The sequence below is a fragment of the Pseudidiomarina salinarum genome, assembly GCF_000753715.1.
Lineage (GTDB): Bacteria > Pseudomonadota > Gammaproteobacteria > Enterobacterales > Alteromonadaceae > Pseudidiomarina > Pseudidiomarina salinarum.
Genome location: NZ_JPER01000004.1, coordinates 45,028 through 59,523 on the forward strand (window position 1 = coordinate 45,028; position 14,496 = coordinate 59,523).

13 protein-coding genes are annotated in these 14,496 nt (G+C 53.9%); 3 read left to right on the forward strand and 10 right to left on the reverse strand.

Annotated elements, in window-relative coordinates; all coding sequences use genetic code 11:
- Positions 1-8 precede the first annotated feature (8 nt).
- The 8 genes from IDSA_RS07875 to rpe form a co-directional block, all read right to left on the reverse strand.
- Positions 9-410: an OsmC family protein gene (locus tag IDSA_RS07875; RefSeq protein ID WP_034776175.1), complete on the reverse strand. Its 402-nt coding sequence runs from the start codon at positions 408-410 to the stop codon at positions 9-11.
- Positions 411-452: 42 nt separating this feature from the next.
- Positions 453-1,922: a succinylglutamate-semialdehyde dehydrogenase gene (gene astD, locus IDSA_RS07880; RefSeq protein WP_034775785.1), complete on the reverse strand. Its 1,470-nt coding sequence runs from the start codon at positions 1,920-1,922 to the stop codon at positions 453-455.
- Entirely contained in the window at positions 1,919-2,947 is a 1,029-nt protein-coding gene (astA, locus tag IDSA_RS07885) for an arginine N-succinyltransferase (protein WP_034775786.1), read from the reverse strand. Before astA ends, astD begins: the two co-directional genes overlap by 4 nt.
- Before the next feature lie 17 nt (positions 2,948-2,964).
- Complete coding sequence (locus tag IDSA_RS07890; protein WP_034775789.1) at positions 2,965-4,191, reverse strand: aspartate aminotransferase family protein; 1,227 nt, start codon at positions 4,189-4,191, stop codon at positions 2,965-2,967.
- A gap of 170 nt (positions 4,192-4,361) precedes the next feature.
- The gene (locus IDSA_RS07895; RefSeq protein WP_034775790.1) at positions 4,362-4,952 is read right to left on the reverse strand and encodes an anthranilate synthase component II; all 591 of its coding nucleotides are present in this window, start codon (positions 4,950-4,952) and stop codon (positions 4,362-4,364) included.
- Positions 4,953-4,965: 13 nt separating this feature from the next.
- The gene (locus IDSA_RS07900) at positions 4,966-6,828 is read right to left on the reverse strand and encodes an acetyl-CoA hydrolase/transferase C-terminal domain-containing protein (RefSeq protein ID WP_198024056.1); all 1,863 of its coding nucleotides are present in this window, start codon (positions 6,826-6,828) and stop codon (positions 4,966-4,968) included.
- Positions 6,829-6,856: 28 nt separating this feature from the next.
- Entirely contained in the window at positions 6,857-7,864 is a 1,008-nt protein-coding gene (gene trpS / locus IDSA_RS07905) for a tryptophan--tRNA ligase (protein ID WP_034775792.1), read from the reverse strand.
- Between the two features lie 19 nt (positions 7,865-7,883).
- Positions 7,884-8,567 (reverse strand): ribulose-phosphate 3-epimerase, encoded by a 684-nt coding sequence (gene rpe, locus IDSA_RS07910; protein WP_034775794.1) that lies wholly within the window; start codon positions 8,565-8,567, stop codon positions 7,884-7,886.
- 164 nt (positions 8,568-8,731) lie between these two features.
- On the opposite strand from rpe, the gene IDSA_RS07915 reads away from it, so the two are divergent.
- Both IDSA_RS07915 and IDSA_RS07920 read left to right on the forward strand, forming a co-directional pair.
- Positions 8,732-9,025: a hypothetical protein gene (locus tag IDSA_RS07915; protein ID WP_034775796.1), complete on the forward strand. Its 294-nt coding sequence runs from the start codon at positions 8,732-8,734 to the stop codon at positions 9,023-9,025.
- A gap of 4 nt (positions 9,026-9,029) precedes the next feature.
- Positions 9,030-9,239, forward strand: a complete 210-nt coding sequence (locus IDSA_RS07920) for a DUF2970 domain-containing protein (RefSeq protein WP_034775798.1) — start codon at positions 9,030-9,032, stop codon at positions 9,237-9,239.
- Here IDSA_RS07920 and prlC read toward each other — a convergent pair.
- Positions 9,202-11,289 (reverse strand): oligopeptidase A, encoded by a 2,088-nt coding sequence (prlC, locus tag IDSA_RS07925; RefSeq protein WP_034775800.1) that lies wholly within the window; start codon positions 11,287-11,289, stop codon positions 9,202-9,204. The genes IDSA_RS07920 and prlC overlap by 38 nt on opposite strands.
- A 119-nt stretch (positions 11,290-11,408) precedes the next feature.
- On the opposite strand from prlC, the gene IDSA_RS07930 reads away from it, so the two are divergent.
- A complete protein-coding gene (locus tag IDSA_RS07930; RefSeq protein ID WP_034775803.1) occupies positions 11,409-13,703 on the forward strand; it encodes a S9 family peptidase in 2,295 nt (764 codons plus the stop codon).
- Here the strand turns inward: IDSA_RS07930 and IDSA_RS07935 are convergent.
- On the reverse strand, positions 13,700-14,422 hold the full coding sequence (locus IDSA_RS07935; RefSeq protein ID WP_157980782.1) for a M48 family metallopeptidase: 723 nt from the start codon (positions 14,420-14,422) through the stop codon (positions 13,700-13,702). The genes IDSA_RS07930 and IDSA_RS07935 overlap by 4 nt on opposite strands.
- Positions 14,423-14,496: the final 74 nt, after the last annotated feature.

The following is a 14,496-nucleotide window of genomic DNA, read 5'->3' on the forward strand; positions in this document are numbered from 1 at the left end:
ATGGTGGCTCAGGCCGGCTCAATGCTGTAGCTGTGGGTCATGACCACAGCAACATCCAGCATCTTTGCCACCGAACAGTACTTTTCGGCAGACAAGCGTACTGCCCGCTCAACATGTGCCTCAGCGATGTTGTTGCCGGTGACCACGAAATGCAGATGGATATCAGTAAATACCGCTGGCACCTGATCGGCCCGGGTTCCTGTCACTTCGCACCGGCAGGCCGTAACATCCTGCCGGGCCTTCTCCAGGATCATCACCACATCCACCGACGAACAACCGCCGGCGGCAATCAGTACCAACTCCATCGGACTGGCCGCCGTCTGCTTATCACCGTCGGTAAGCACCTGATGGCCAGAGCCACTGGTGGCGGTAAATTGCAGGCCCTGCGTCCAGTCAACGCGGGCACTCATAGTGGCAGGCTTGGTCATGTTCTGTCCTCGTAGTCAGTCAGCTTAAAATTTCAGACCCGGCGATAACTTTTCAGGTAGAGCCACTTTGTCTGCTTCCACCGAGGCGACCGGATAAGCGCAGTAATCGGCGGCGTAGTAGGCGCTGGGGCGATGGTTACCACTGGCACCTATACCACCGAAAGGTGCCGCGCTGCTGGCACCGGTAATCGGCTTATTCCAGTTGACGATACCCGCACGGATACGCTTAAAGAAGTACCGGTAAGTGTCTTCTTCATCACATAAAATACCAGCAGAAAGCCCGAATTCGGTGTTATTCGCTTCTTTGATCGCTTCGTCGAAGTCGGTGTAACGGTAAACTTTCAGCAGCGGACCAAAATGCTCAACATCAGGCATCTCATCGACGTTAGTGACATCCAGGATCCCCGGTGATACGAAGCCCAGATTGTGATCTTTCTGAACCATACGCAATAATACGGTCGCGCCGGCGTCGCTGAGTTCATGCTGCACACTAACCATATCGCTGGCAGCTTTGGCAGAGATCATCGCGCCCATAAAGGGTTGCGGGTCGGCTTCATAGTCATCAACCTGAATGTTTTCAGCCACTTCCAGCAGACGCTCAAGGATCGCATCGCCGTTGTCGCTTTTTTCCAGGAACAGCCGTCGGGCACAGGTACAACGCTGGCCAGAGCTGATAAATGCTGACTGCACAATATCGTGTACGGCGGCATCAACATCGGCAACGTCTTTAACCAGTAGCGGGTTATTTCCGCCCATTTCCAGCGCCAGAATTTTATCCGGCCGACCGGCAAACTGTTTATGCAAAATGTGCCCCGTACCGGAAGAACCGGTAAAGAACAGCCCGTCGATCTGCGGATGCGCGGACAAGGATTTGCCGGTATCTACCAGGCCCTGAACCAGATTCAGCACCCCAGCTGGCAAGCCAGCTTTTTCCCAGAGCTTAACGCAATATTCCGCCACATAAGGAGTCATCTCGCTGGGCTTGAAGATCACCGTATTACCTGCCAGCAAGGAAGGCACTATATGGCCGTTGGGTAAATGTCCGGGGAAGTTATAGGGGCCAAATACCGCCACCACGCCGTGCGGCTTATGGCGGACAAAGGCTTTACCCGAAGGCATCGGATTTTCGACGGTGCCGGTACGCTCATGGTAAGCCCGCTCAGAAATAGCGACCTTGCCAATCATTGCGCCAACTTCTGTCAGGCTCTCCCACAGCGGCTTGCCGGTTTCACGGGCGATCAGCAGGCCCAGTTCTTTTTTGTTCTCTTCCAGCAGCTCAGCGTACTTTTTACAAATCGCCAGGCGCTCATCAAAGCTTTTGTCAGCCCAGGCAACAAAGGCACCACGGGCGGCGATAACCGCTTGCTCAACCTGCGTATCAATAGCTGCTTTGCCGCTCCAGATGGTTTCATTGCGCGCTGGATCGACTGAACTAAACTGGTCGCCTTGCCCTTCAGTCCAGATCCCATTAATAAATAAATTTTTTGCTGTCATGAATTTTCTCCTGTCAGTGAGACAATGCGAACCTGATCACCAGGTTGCACCCGCAGCGCAGCAGCGCTGTCAGCGTCAATGGTGACGGTTTCTGCGGTCACTTTGACCCGTGCCTGCAGCGCCCGGAAGTCAGCTACGCGGGTATTACAGACAATATAGAGTGGTCCTTCTGCAACCTCGCCAATGGTCACTGGTAAGCGCTTACTCTCGCGGACGCTCTTGATATTATTTACTTCCACTTCCACTGTCGGGCCGGCATCAAAAATATCGACATAGCCGCGGAAGCGGAAGCCTTCACTTTCCAGCATGCCTAAGGCCGGGCGGGTACTTTTGTGTACCTGGCCAACCACAGCCTGAGCCTCAGCATCTAATAATTTTACGTAGATGGGTTGCCGGGGCATGAGCTCGGCGATAAAGGTCTTCTCGCCAATGCCCGTCAGATAGTCTGCATCAATGAAGTCCATCGAAAAGAAGTGCTGCTGCAGCCAGCGCCAGAACGGCGACTCGCCGTCGTCGTTGGACACACCACGCATCTCAGCGATGGCATACTGGCTGAACCTTTCTTTGAATTCAGCCATAAACAACATGCGGAAACGGGATAATACCCGGCCGTTCATATTTTTCCGGAAGGGCTCGCGCAGAAACAGCGTGCAGAGTTCACTCACGCCAGTGTAATCGTTACACAGCGTCAGTGTTTCTAACGCGTTATAGACACCCAGTTGCCTGGAATGATGCACTTCCTTACCTAAGCGGTAATGATAAAAGGCATCCGACAAACCCACGGTTGCTTCAATACCGCTACAGCCGACAATCTCGCCCGTTTCAGTATCTTCCATCACAAACAGATAGCCTTCTTCACCGGGCTTACTGACCTGCTCCAGGGCGAAAGCTTCCTGCGCCCGGGCAATACGCCGTTGCAGCAGGTCTTCGTCAACCGGTAGCGACGTAAAGCCATGACCGGATTCTTCCGCGCAGGTATACAGCGCCTGATAATCCTGGGGCGTAATAGGACGAACCACTAACATAAATTATCTCCGCCGGATTAACCCGCCAGTTTAGCTACCGCACGTTCAAATCGTGCCAGACCTTCAATTACATCTTGCTCAGGAATAATTAACGATGGCGCAAACCGGATCACGTTAGGGCCTGCAATTAACACCATTACACCTTCATCTGCACCAGCGTTCAGAAAGTCCCGGGCTTTACCGGCCCAGGTATCGTTCAATTCGGCACCGAGCAAAAGCCCCTGGCCGCGAATATCTTTAAAGACATTGTGGCGGTCGTTGATGTCGTTCAGCAGCTTTTTGAACAGCGATTCACGCTGCTTCACACCGGTTAGTACTTCCTCGGTATTCACCACATCAAATACAGCTTCAGCCACCGCGCAGGCTAGCGGATTGCCGCCATACGTACTACCGTGAGTGCCGGGCTTCAGATGTGAGGCAATCGTTGCGGTCGTCAGCATCGCGCCAATCGGGAAACCGCCGCCAAGCGCCTTGGCTGTAGTCAGGATATCCGGAGTCACACCCAGCTGCTCGTATGCGTACAGGCTACCGGTGCGGCCAAATCCAGTCTGAACTTCATCAAAAATCAGCAGCGCATGATGCTTATCACATAACTCACGTACGCCTTTAACGAACTCCTGATCCGGGCTGATAATACCGCCTTCGCCTTGCAGAGGTTCCATCATCACCGCGCAGGTTTTCTCTGACATCAGCTTTTCGAGCGCTTCGAGATCGTTATAGGCAACATGTTCAATACCGCCGGGCTTAGGTCCGAAACCTTCAGAATAAGCAGGCTGACCGCCAACGGTCACGGTAAAGAAGGTGCGACCGTGAAAACCTTTGGTGAAGGCAATAATTTGCTGCTTCTGTTCACCATGGTTATCCAGCGCCCAGCGACGCGCCAGCTTCAGCGCCGCTTCATTGGCTTCGGCGCCCGAATTGGCAAAATAAACCCGCTCGGCGAAGGTCGCGTCAGTCAGTTTTTTGGCTAGCCGGATAGCCGGCTCATTGGTGAATACGTTGCTCAGATGCCAGAGCTTATTGCCCTGCTCGGTCAGCGCGCTGACCATCGCCGGATGACAATGGCCAAGGCAGTTCACCGCGATACCACCAGCGAAATCGACATACTCGGTGTCGGCCTGGTCCCAGACCCGGGAGCCTTCACCGCGGACCGGAATCATCTTAGCCGGATTGTAATTAGGTACCATGACATCGTCGAACATGGCGCGACTGACTGGTTGTTGTGCTGATTTGGACGTTGACATAAATTCCCCTTGTTCGCTATTCACTACGACTATTTTGATGGCCATATTATTGCAGAAAAAAGCATCTCTGTCTGCGCGCCGGCGCAGAAAAACTGAGGGCTGACAGTGATTTAGCTAAGCTTGCAGGGGTGCTGCATAAGTATGCGGTTTAACCGCGTAGCGACGAATAACTACTGCAAAGAAACTGTGGCGCGGTAAAAGTTTTCAAGTACCGCATGGCCCTGCTCAGTCTGCACTGCTTCCGGATGATATTGCACACCCCAAATCGGCAACGAAGCGTGGCGAATCGCCATGACCTCACGGTTACCCTCTGCATCTTCGGTCCAGGCATCGACCATGAGCTCGGCCGGCATGCTTGCCGGATCCAGCAGCAGTGAATGATAACGGGCCACAGTAAATGACTCGGGCAAACCGCGGAACAGGCCGTCACTGTTATGATGTAGCAATGAGGTTTTGCCATGCATGACACGCCCGGCGCGCACCACTTTAGCGCCAAATACCTGGCCGATCGCCTGATGACCAAGGCAGACCCCCAGTATCGGCAGCGTGCCAGCGAAGGCTCTTATCAGTTCCAGCGAGATACCGGCGTCATCTGGCGTACAGGGGCCTGGTGAAATCACCAATCCGGTTAGTGGAAGTTCACGAATCGCGCTGAGTGTCAGTGCATCGTTGCGGACCACCTGAATGTCGGCGCCCAGTTCACGAAAATAACGCACCACATTGTGCGTAAACGAATCGTAGTTATCCACCATCAGCAACATGCGAAAATACCTGTCATACGCGGCTTTCAGCCAGCGCTGCCAATAGCAGCTTCTGATATATACGTTCTTTGAATCCGCTGGGGCTGGCTAACTGCATGCGCTCGAGACAAGCCTGGTCGTGCTCGTTGGGAGTACCGGCCAGTAATCCGGACAAGATCATTTTTGTCAGCGCCCACTTCGAATGACTTCGGTCCTTTAGCAGCTCCAGAGGAGCCAGCAGCCGCTGTTCGGTTTCAGTAAAGTCGGTTCCAAGTGGAAACTTCGGCAATAAGCCTTCTTGTCGCGCGCGATACAGCTGCGTATTAAGACGTTCAGGCGTGTTGTCGCGCCATGCGGACGGAATCTGCCAGGATTTCTCTACTTTCCCAGCCTGTTTTGCCTGCTCCAGCAGTTCATCCTGAAACCGCGAGTCACTGATATTGAGCATGGCTTTAATCGCTTCAGATTCAGTTTTACCACGCAGCTTAGCCACACCATATTCGGTGACGACGATATCGCGCAAATGCCAGGGAATAGTCTGATGGCCATAGTTCCAGACGATATTCGAACGCGCTTTGCCTTTTTCGGTACGGGTGGCATTAACGGTAATGATGCACCGCGCATCTTCCAGCGCAAACGCCTGATCAACAAAATCGTGTTGCCCGCCAACGCCGCTGATCACCCGCCCGTCAGCCAGGCCGTCAGAAACAATGGCACCACGCAGAGTCGCCATCATGGCATTGTTAATAAAGGACGCTTTCTCGCGGGCCTGCCGCTTCTCATGCTCCTGCCCGTATAAATGATTCGTAAAACTAACGGGTTTCATGACGAAACGGGCGCGCTCAGTGCTGCTCATTTCGCGCAGCCGCCGGTAAAACGAGCGGCAATCCGCAAAAAAACCGCCGTGCAGAATGGCGCCGTCGACTTCGCGTTTCAGGATGCCGTGCTCGGCAAGGTGCAAAAAGCCATCAACAAACATCTCGCTGATACCATATAGCCCCACGGCAAACGGCGTATCTTCGGCATCGGCCAGCGCCGGCTGCCCGGCGGTCATGTCTGCCACTAGCCGCCGGAAATCGCGATTTTGTTTATGCCGTAAGATCAGGCTATGGGCAATGGCATCACCAATCGAGCCGATACCAATCTGCAGACTACCGCCATCGCGTACCAGCCGTGCGGCATGCAGGCCAATCGCCTGATCCTGAAAACTGACCGGACGCTTGGGAATTGAAAAGAGTTCAAAATCAGTTTCTTCGCTGTCCAGCAGCACGTCCACCTGATCGGCACCAATCTGGGCGTCACCGCCCATAAAAGGTAATTCACTGTTGTACTGGCCCGCCAGCACGAATTTCAGCTTGCCCTGGCGGCGTAATTTCAACAGGTCGGCGGTAATATCGGGGTTACAGCTCAGACTGAAGTCATCGCCTTCGCGGGCCAGGATCTGCGCCACCACATTCACACCCTGATCCACTAACAGGCCAAGCGCATGACTGTAATTCACGGGGATATAACTTTGCTGGGCAACGGGGCTAGTCGACCACTGGCCGGCCATAAAAAAGAATTCGCTGACCTGAATATTATCCGGCAGGCGCTGCTCGCGGATCAGCCGGATATAATCAAGGTCAGGATAATTACCGAACAGACGCTCGCGGGCAGGTTCAAAAAAACGACGGCCCAACTCACTGCCCGGCCGGGGTGCCTCCAGACTCAGCGCGGTGACTATCTTCAGCTGAATACTGGAATCCTTCACCGCCCGCTGCAGCAACGCGTTGGCTATATGGTTGGCTTTTCCCAACCCCAGCGGCAAACCCAGCACGATGGTTTTGCCAACCTGCTGAATAATAGCGTCAGCAACTTGATCCGGATACTGATAAATCTTAGGCATCGAAGCTGTCATTTACACCACCTGCCTGCGAAAGATGAATTTAAGGACGCGGAACGAACCCTATTACATCATAGACCTTAGCTAAGGTTTGCGCAGCATGAGCACTGGCCCGTTCAGCTCCGGATGCCATCACCTTATTCAGGTAATCCATGTTATTACGGTAATCCTGATAACGCTGCTGAATGGGTTCCAACATGGCCACCACAGCCTCAGCGGTATCGGTTTTCAGATGACCATAAAGCTTATCTTCATACTCCGGAACCAGTGCGGCAATCGGCTTACCGGTTGCCGCCGACAACATCGACAACAGATTCGACACGCCGGGCTTCTCTTCCGGATTAAAGTAGATGCGGGCCTGCTCGTCAGAGTCAGTTACGGCGCGCTTCAGTTTCTTGGTAATGCGCTTAGGATCTTCCAGTAAACCAATGAAATTATTTTCGTTTTCATCTGACTTCGACATTTTTTTAGTCGGATCCTGAAGGCTCATAACCCGTGCGCCCACTTCCGGAATAAAAGGATCCGGAATGGTAAACACGTTGCCATACAGGTTGTTAAAGCGCGTGGCGACATCGCGGGCCAGTTCCAGATGCTGTTTCTGGTCATTGCCCACCGGCACCTGGTTGGCCTGATACAGCAGAATATCTGCGGCCATCAGCGCCGGATAGGTGTAAAGCCCGGCATTAATATTACCCGCATGCTGCAGTGACTTATCTTTGAACTGCGTCATGCGGTTCAGTTCGCCCATCTGGGTGTAGCAGTTTAACACCCAGGCCAGCTGCGCGTGCTCGGCCACATGGGACTGCACGAAAATAATACTGCGCTGCGGATCCAGGCCACAGGCCATATATAGCGCCAGTCCATCTAATGTCGCTTCACGCAGCCTGGCCGGATCCTGACGCACAGTAATGGCATGCAGATCGACCAGCATAAACCGGCAGTCATGAGTATCCTGCATCGCCACCCACTGGCGCAGGGCACCGATATAATTACCGACAGACAGTTGTCCGGATGGCTGACAGCCGCTTAATACAATGGGTTTACCGCTCATGATTCGGGGTTTCCTGTTACTACTTTTTCGAATGTGCTACCGAAGCCAGTTCGCGACGCATCGCCGCGATCACCTTCGCATAATCGGGTTCATTAAAAATCGCTGAGCCGGCGACAAACATATCGGCCCCGGCCTGAGCTATTTCGGCAATATTATCGGTTTTTACGCCGCCATCAATTTCCAGCCGGATATCATAACCGCTCTCATCGATGCGCTGGCGGGCCTGTCGCAGCTTATCCAGGGTGGCCGGAATAAACTTCTGTCCGCCAAAGCCCGGGTTCACCGACATCAGCAAAATCACATCCACTTTATCCAGCACATAATCCAGGTGGTGTAGCGGCGTTGCCGGATTAAATACCAGCCCGGCTTTACAGCCAGCGTCTCTGATTTGTTGCAGCGAGCGATCAACATGCATGGTCGCTTCCGGGTGAATGCTGATAATCGACGCGCCGGCCTCAGCAAAGCTGTCGATCATTCGCTCAACGGGCTGCACCATCAGATGGACATCAATCGGCGCCGTCACCCCATGATCGCGAAGCGCTTTGCATACCATCGGGCCTATTGTCAGATTCGGGACAAAGTGATTGTCCATCACATCAAAGTGCACCACATCGGCACCGGCTTCCAGCACTGCATCAACTTCGGCGCCAAGGCGCGCGAAATTAGCTGACAATATGGAAGGAGCAATAAGATAATCCGCCATGAGAACCTCAAGCCTGTCTGAAATTGGCCATAGTGTACCAGACGGGCGTTCACTTAACAGTCAAAAAAACCGCTGTGACGCTTGGCAGATGCGTCCTTTTCCTGTTAAATTATGAGCACTTGTCTTTACGCAGGTTTAACTTAGGTCTTACTCAGGAAATGTCCATGACGTACCGGTTCGGTTCAGTTGCGGTAATTTGCGGAATTGTGCTGCTTAGCGCAATGAGTAATCCTGCGTCTCAGGTCGAAGCTGCGAACCTTGCTCAGCAATGCGACAAACTCATGCGTTATGCTGAAGCCGAGCAGGCTAAACTGGTTTGCAGCGCAGCCAGCGAAGAAGTGACCTGGAGTTCCTGGTTTACCGGTAGCCGCTCTACTCAGTTCCACTACCTTGATTTATTCGAATTACTCTTCGGCGACACCGCGCAGCGAGACTATTCCAGCAACAAGCTACGCTAACCCGATGAGCTCCTCAGAACAGAAGCAAGACAAGCCCGGCCTGCTCCGTGTTGCCTTAAGTATTATTGCCGCCTTATTTGGCGTGCAAACCGAGCGTAACCGGCAACGCGACTTCGGTAGCGGAAGCCCCGCTACCTACATCACCATCGGTATTATCTTTATCGTGCTGTTCGTACTTAGTCTGATTCTGATTGTGAACTGGGTGCTGCCATAGGCTTAGTCGGGTCGACAATTCCTGAATGACGCAACAGCGCATCCACCCGCGGCTCGCGACCGCGAAACTCACGGAATAAATCCATGGCGTCGCGTGAACCACCGCGCTCCAGAATAGCCCGGAGAAAATCCTGGCCGGTATCCCGGTTAAAAATACCGTCTTCCTCAAAGCGCTCAAAGGCATCCGCCGACAGCACCTCGGCCCATTTATAGCTGTAGTACCCGGCGGCGTAACCACCGGCAAAGATATGCCCGAAGCTGTGCTGGAAGCGGTTATATTCTGGTGGTTTACGCACCGCCACCTGATCCCGGACCTGATCCAGAATGGCCTGGATCTGATTATCCTTACTGGCATCAAAATCCCGGTGAATACGCAGATCAAACAAGCTGAATTCAAGCTGCCGGACCATTTGCATAGCCGACTGAAAATTACGCGCCGCCAGCATGTTATCCAGCAAATGGCTCGGCAGCGGTTCACCGGTTTCATAGTGGCCGGAGATCAGCGCCAGGGCATGGGGTTCCCAGCACCAGTTTTCCAGAAACTGCGACGGCAACTCGACCGCGTCCCAGGCCACACCGTTAATGCCAGATACACCAGCAACATCAACCTTGGACAACATATGGTGCAGTCCGTGACCGAATTCATGGAACAGCGTCAGCACTTCATCATGGGTGAATAGCGCCGGTTTACCGCCAACCGGCTTATTGAAATTGCAGGTCAGATAGGCCACCGGCAACTGCAGCTCTTTGGTCGCTTTGATGCGACGCACCGAGCTTTCTGCCATCCAGGCGCCACCACGCTTACCGGTACGGGCGTAGAGATCCAGCCAGAAACTGCCACGCACATCATCGTTGTTATCCCGGATTTCAAAATAGCGCGCATTCGGGTGCCAGCCTTCAACATCAGATTGCTCTTCCATCTGCAACCCGAATAAGAGTTCGACCACCTCAAACAGACCTTTCAGCACCTGCTGTTCAGGAAAATAAGGGCGCAGCTGTTCATCCGAAATCGCGTACTTTTTCTGCTTCAGCTTTTCACTGTAATAGGCCACATCCCAGGCTTCGATATCATCAACACCGTGTTCACTGCGGGCAAAATCCACTACTTCCTGATAATCAATCCGCGCCTGCGGCAACGAGCGCTCGGCCAGATCCAGTAAGAAGCTTTCCACCTGCTCCGGCGATTCAGCCATTTTGGTTTCCAGCGACAACTCGGCGTAATTCGGAAAGCCAAGTAACTGCGCCAGCTCGTCGCGCAGTGCCAGGGTTTCTTTCATAATGTCACTGTTGTCGTACTTGCCCGCCTGGGGCCCCTGGTCCGACGCGCGGGTGGTAAAGGCAATGTACATAGTGCGGCGCAGTTCGCTGCTGTCGGCGTAGGTCATTACCGGCAAATAGCTGGGAATGTCCAGACCCAGTCGCCAGCCTTTCTGATCGTTTTCTCTGGCCGCTTCTTCGGCGGCAGCGATGGCGCTTTCAGGCATGCCTTGCAGTTGATCTTTATCGACTACCAGGTAGTGAAAACCATCGGTTGCATCCAGCAGATTATTACTGAATGTTGAAGACAGCTCGGATTTGCGCGTCATGATGTCGGCATAACGCTGCTTTTTGTCGGCTGGCAGCGCGACCCCTGACAATTTAAAGTCCCGCAGGGTGTCGGTAATTACTTTTTGCTGGGCTTCGCTGAGTTCCGCAAAATCATCCCGTTCATGCACCGCCTTGAACGCCTTGTACAGGCCTTCATGCTGCCCCACGAAAGTACCGTACTCGGATAACAACGGCAGGCAGCTATCATGGGCGCTGCGCAGTTCTGGTGAGCTCATCACCGCATTTAAGTGCGACACCGGCGACCAGCTGCGTTCGAGCTTATCGTCCACTTCTTCCAGTGGTGCCACCAGACCGTCCCAGCTATAGTCGTTTTGCGCCAGCACCTCAGCGATGGTTTCTTTACAGTCAGCAATACGCTTCTCAATGGCTGGCACTATATGCTCAGGTTTTATCGCATCGAAGGGCGGTAAATGGTAATCAGTGAGCAAAGGGTTTTGACTCATGGAACGTCCTCTTGAATAATGCGTTTGATAATTAAGTAACTATTCTAACCATGTGTGGACCAATAGCGGCTTTTTCAAGGCAAGCACGCGTTAGCTACCATCATAATAAGGGATTCATCATGCACCACAGGTTTAGCTTAAAAGCGCTCGTCAGCGTCTGTATGCTGTTGGCTATCGCCGGTTGTAGCACAATTTCTGCTAACAATGAATCGGCGGACAATGAATCGCCTGCGCGCGTACAGGGAAACTTGCTGACCCTTGATGCGCTTTATAACAGCTCTGCGTACCGCGCTAAATCCGTTGGCTCAACCCGTTGGTTACCTGATGGCAGCGGTTATACGGATCTGGAGCAAGCTGACAGTGGTGCCGGACACCATCTGGTGCGCTACCATCCCGAAACCCAACAACGCACGGTACTGGTTAAAGCCTCCGAGTTACAACCAGCCGGTGCCAGCGCGCCCTTGTCGGTGGCAGACTACAGCTGGTCAGCAGACGGCGATAAACTGCTGATTTTTACCAACACCAAACGCTCGTGGCGCACCCATACCCTCGGCGACTATTGGGTATTTGACCTGAACTCCCGTCAGCTTCAGCAACTGGGGGGCGATGCGGTGCCATCCACGTTGCAGTTCGCCAAGTTTGACCCCCAGGGTGAGCGGGTTGCTTACGTTATGAATAACAATATCTATGTTGAAGATCTGGCCAGCTCGCGGATCACTATCCTGACCCATGACGGGACCTCCACCATAGTCAACGGCACCTTCGACTGGGTGAATGAAGAAGAATTTTTCCTGCGCGATGGCTTTCGCTGGAGCCCGGATGGCCGTTCAGTTGCTTACTGGCAGCTGGACACTTCCGGCACACCGATATTCACCATGATCAACAATACCGATGAACTCTATCCGACCCTGAAGACCTTCCCTTATCCGAAGGTCGGCGAAACCAACGCCGCCATGCGCATTGGTGTAGTGCCGGCGGCAGGCGGCGATACCACCTGGATGCAGATCCCCGGCGACCCGCGTCAGCATTATCTGGTCCGGATGCAGTGGGCAGGTAACAGCGAGCAGTTACTGATACAGCAGCTCACCCGCTCGCAGGCGGTGAACCGTGCTTTCATTGCTTCTGCCGATACCGGCAAGGCGAAGGAACTGTTACGCGAAACCACCGACAGCTGGGCCGATTACGTTGATAACGTGAAGTTTATCAACGACGGCGAATCCTTTACCTGGCTGAGTGAGCGCAGTGGCTGGCGCCATCTGTACCGCGTACAGCGCGATACCGGCCGCATTACCGCCATTACCCGGGGCAACTGGGATGTCATTGAAGTACTGCAAATCAATGAAGCCAACGGCTGGGTCTATTTCATCGCCTCGCCGGATTCACCACTTGAACGCTACCTGTTCCGCGCCAGCTTAGATGGCAGTGGTAAGCTTGAGCGTCTCACGCCGGATCAGCCGGGCACACACAGCTATCAGCTCTCGGCCGATGCCGGCTATGCAGTACACACGTACTCCAGTGTCGAGCAAATGCCACAGACCGATATGGTCACGTTGCCCGATCATCGTTCGCTGCGCATGATTGAAGATAATAACGCCGCACAGCAGGCCTTTAATCAGGTTGCCCGGGCCGACTTCGAGTTCTTCCGCGTCACCGCCAGGGATGGGCTGGAGCTTGATGGTTTTCTGATGAAACCACCGAATTTTGACCCCGCACAGGACTATCCGATTCTGTTTTATGTCTATGGCGAGCCCTGGGGCCAGACCGTGGCCAACAAATGGGGCGGCGAGCGCTTTTTGTACCACACCTATCTGGCGCAGCAGGGCTATATAGTGGCATCAATTGATAACCGTGGCACCAATACCCCGCGCGGCTTTGAGTGGCGGCGGTCGATTTATCAGCAACTGGGCGTAGTCACGGTTCGCGATCAGTACGACGCGCTGCAGGCCATGCTCGACCGCTGGGATTTCATTGACGGAGACCGGGTCGGTATCTGGGGCCATAGTGGCGGCGGCACCCAAACTCTGAATGCGCTGTTCCGCTATCCTGAGAGTTACCATATGGGCATGGCCATAGCGCCGGTGCCGGATCTGACGCTCTATGACACTATCTATCAGGAGCGCTACTCCGGGCTATTGCCTGAAGCCGCTGAGTCGTACGTTGAAACATCGGCCATTACCCATGCCGCCAACCTGCAGGGTGATTTACTGCTGGCCCACGGCACCGGTGATGACAACGTGCACTTTCAGGGCACTGAACGACTGGTTAACGAGCTGATTGAAGAGGGCAAGCAATTTCAGTTTTTTGCCTACCCCAACCGCAGTCACAGCATTACCGAAGGTGCCGGCACCAGCCAGCATTTACGGACCATGATGGCTGAGTTCCTGCAACGCCATTTACCGGCGGGTGGACGTTAATCCGCTTGCCCGGTTTCAGCATAATCTAAAAACTGCGGATTCAGCACGGTCATACCGTGCTGCCGCAGCCATGCTTCAGCGCGCTGATAATCCGGCGAATGCTGCGCCACTAAGGCCCAGAACTTACGACTATGATTGAACTCACGCAGGTGACACAATTCATGAATCACCACATCGCGGACCACCCACTCCGGCGCCAGCCATAGCTTCCAGCTAAATTTGAGTTCCGCCTTGCGGGTACAATGCCCCCACTTACCGGTAAAACTGCCAATACTCCAGGCAACGGGATTGAGCTCATGTTGCTGTGGCCAGCTGGCAAAAAATTCATCCAGCCAGTGCTGGGCCTGAGCTTTATACCAGCGCACTATGGTGGCTTTCGGTTCGGTCTCCGGGTTACTACGGCTGGTAATCACCACCTGCAGTTCATCGCCAACGCGCTCACAGCTTTTGCGGGTCGCTTCGCTGACGACCAGAGTCAGCGGCTGACCCAGCCAGCGGATCTGCTCGCCGCTCTGCCAGGTTCGTTCAGGCAGCGCCTGCAGTTGCTGCTGCTGACGGTCCAGGTGACGCATGATCCAGTCGCGCTTATGCTCGACAAACTCGCGGATCTGCGTTTCGGGCATGCGCCAGGGGGCCTGTACACTGACTTCACCGCGGGCGACTTTTATCGCCAGTGAGCGCCGTCGCCGGCTACGATTAATTTTATAGATTAACTTCATCGATTCCATTGCGCCTTCTGGTTACCGACCTCGCGTTGCACCCTCGGCAGTTTTGAGCGATCATAGTGAGTAAT